Below are 3,218 nucleotides of genomic sequence, written 5' to 3' on the forward strand. Positions count from 1 at the left end.
CCCCCTGCCCCCTGCCCCCCTGCCTCTTCCTATTCCTTCGCAAAAGGAACAAGATATGGGTAAGATAAGTTAATTACTATTTGGTAAACCCCTGGGAGTTAGTTCTATGTTGAGTTTAAAAATCGCTGTTTATATTGTCGTCGGTTTGTTTGTTAGCATTTTCATATTCGGGTTTTTGTCTAATGACCCAGCCCGTAACCCTGGTCGTCGGGATGCAGAATAAATAGCCAATAAATTAGCGCTAGTGGCTGGAAGGTAGAAACAGGCTAAGATGTGATTTAACCTTCCGGCTAAGTAATTGGACAAAAATATTTACAGTCATTGCGAGCGAAGGGAAGCAATCACAACCCTGGCGATTGCTTCATTTCACTTCGTTATATATGGCTAACGCCACGCTGCGCTAACGCAATGACATTGTGTAATTAATTCTGTCTCACTACTTATTTTTTGCTTTTTGGTCAGCTTGAAAATATGTTTCATCCAGTATTACCGCCTCAGCTACCTCCAAGTCTTGAATCTTTAAAACCAGTTGATGATGCTGCTTCTGCTCCTATTATCAAGGTGAAAACTGATGAGCGAAAACTGATAATTGTTGGTAAAAATCAGGATGACAAATATCAATCAAGTACCAGCCTATTCCAGGCAAATGTTGTTGAGAAGTCTTTTTCTCTGTTATCTCCACCGGAAAATTTAGCACCCAATTCTTTACCTAGCTATCCTGAACAATCGGCAGTTTTAGCGGAAACATCTATTCCCCCAAATCAGCCCAGTAATGTGAATTTACAGGAATCGGGGGGGAAATTACGGCTGTCTGTTGGTGATAAGAAACCTGCTGCACCAATCCAAAATATTATTGAATTCAAGCTTCGCAATCCCGAAAATCAAGAGTCTACACCTAGGACTGTAGAATTTCCGCCGTCACCCCAACCGCCGACAGTAGAGAAGATTCCTGTGGGGAAAGGCAGAGTTGTGGAAGTAATTGCCGATCGCCAGGAGTATGATGAGCAAAGGCGAGTTGTCACTGCTGATGGTAATGTTGTCGTCAGATTTGATGGGGCTGTGATTGATGCCGATACCCTACAAATTAATTTGGATAATTTGATTGCGGTGGGGGAAGGTAATGTGGTTTTAACTAGAGGTAATCAGGTACTCCAGGGACAACGGTTTACCTATAATTTTATTCAAGATAATGGGGATTTAGAAACCGGTAAAGGTGAACTTTATATCCCCACAGCAAGTACAGATTTTGCTTTTTCACCAACTCTACCTACAGATATTACGGCAGGGGGTGTATCTAGCCAGCCGTTAAGTAATCGCATTCGCGCTAATCAGCCGCTGACGAGTGTGAACAGTTCAGGGGGTATCCAATTTGGTGCTAGTGGTCAATCAGATGCGCGAAACGTCCCTGCGCCTAAGTCTGGGGGTACGGTGAAACGATTCAGGTTTGAAGCTCAACGGATTGAATTTTATCCGCGAGGTTTTCAAGCGCAAGATGTGAGAATTACTAATGATCCTTTTTCACCACCAGAATTAGAATTAAGAGCGGAGCAGGTAAATGTGACGCGGGAAGCGCCTTTGATAGATAAAATTACTACCCAGCGTCAAAGGGTGGTTTTTGATCAAAAGGTTGTTATCCCTTTGCCTGTTAATAGTCGGACAATAGATCGTCGTCCACGTAAAGTAAATCCGACTATTGTTTCTCCTGGTTTTGATACGAGTAAACGAGGTGGTTTGTATTTAGAACGGGATTTTGAACCGATTAATGTTAATCAAAAACGTTGGACTATTACGCCCCAGTTTTATCTGCAAAGGACTTTTAAAGATAGGGAGAATGTGGCTAGTTTATTTGGGGTGAAGACTAGGCTAAATGCTGTTTTTAGTCCGAAAACTATTTTGGAAGGTGCGGGGGAGTTAACTAGTTTTGATTTCAATCAGTTAGAAAATAACTTGCGCGGAAGTTTGCGGTTACGCCAAAATTTGGGTAATGTTAATCCTTATATATTGAGTTTGGAGTCTATTTACCGCGATCGCCTATATAATGGTAGCCTTGGCTATCAAACTGTCCAAAGTAGTCTCGGTGGCATCATCAGTTCTCCTATTATTCCTTTAGGCAAAACCGGTATTAATCTTAGTTATCAAGGCGGCGCTCAATATATAGATGCAAATACTGACCGTCAAGATTTACTCTCACCAGGACGAAAAAACGATCGCATTTCTCTGGGTCGTTTACAAGGAACTGTGGCCTTGAGTGGTGGTATCAATTTGTGGCAAGGGAAACCATTGGCAGCTACAGCTAGTGAGGGATTAAAATATACCCCTACTCCTATCGTACCGTATTTGCAGGCGATCGCAGGTGTCACAGGAACTACTAGCTATTATAGTAGCAGTGATAACCAAACTACCTTAACTGGGACTATTGGCTTAGTAGGACAGATTGGTAACTTCTCTCGCCCTTACTTAGATTATACCGCCTTTAATCTCACCTACTCCCAAGGAACTAATAGCGGTTTATCACCCTTTCTTTTTGATCGTTCAGTGGATAACAGAGTCCTGAATGCAGGACTTTATCAGCAAATCTATGGATCACTTAAGTTAGGTTTGCAAACATCCATTAATCTAGATACAGGTAAAAGCACCAGCACTGATTACATAGTCGAATACAGCCGCCGCACCTACGGTATTACTCTGCGTTATAATCCGGTGCTAGAATTAGGCGGTTTTAGTATTCGCATTAGTGACTTTAATTGGACAGGTGGCACAGATCCATTTTCCAGTGGAGAAATTAAACCCGTTGTTGGTGGCGTAATCCGTCAAGATAATTAAAAATCCATAGGGGCAACCGCCCGTATTTGCCCAGCAATTCTCATTTTGAAAAAAATAAGGTTAGAATTGCGGATTATATGCATTACGCAGGGAAAAAGGTCTGAATCACGGATTAGACGGATTGCGCTGATTTCACGGATTTTAGTAACTTTTATCGGACAAAAATATTTACAGTCATTGCGAGGGACGAGAAGCAATCAAGTTCACGAAGTGTGGCGTATCCCTGCGAACTGCTTGCAGCAGCGCTTCGCTATCGCCGGAGGCATCAGCCATAACCCAACATTATCAAGAATTTTGTTAGGTTGAGCGATAGCGAAACCCAACCCACAGGGTAATGAGCGGAAAAAAACTTCTGTTCTTCCCTCCCCCACCTCCCCCACCTCCCCCACCTCCCC

At 42.8% G+C, this 3,218-nt stretch carries 2 protein-coding genes; both read left to right on the forward strand.

The window, feature by feature from the left end; all coding sequences use genetic code 11:
• Positions 1 to 106 precede the first annotated feature (106 nt).
• The gene (locus tag IQ228_RS23770) at positions 107 to 223 is read left to right on the forward strand and encodes a photosystem II reaction center protein I (protein WP_035082549.1); all 117 of its coding nucleotides are present in this window, start codon (positions 107 to 109) and stop codon (positions 221 to 223) included.
• 248 nt (positions 224 to 471) lie between these two features.
• Positions 472 to 2,823, forward strand: coding sequence for a DUF3769 domain-containing protein (locus IQ228_RS23775; protein ID WP_027403223.1), 2,352 nt, complete (start codon positions 472 to 474; stop codon positions 2,821 to 2,823).
• The last annotated feature ends 395 nt before the right edge of the window (positions 2,824 to 3,218 follow it).

It is taken from the genome of Dolichospermum sp. LEGE 00246, assembly GCF_015207865.1.
Classification (GTDB): domain Bacteria; phylum Cyanobacteriota; class Cyanobacteriia; order Cyanobacteriales; family Nostocaceae; genus Dolichospermum; species Dolichospermum heterosporum.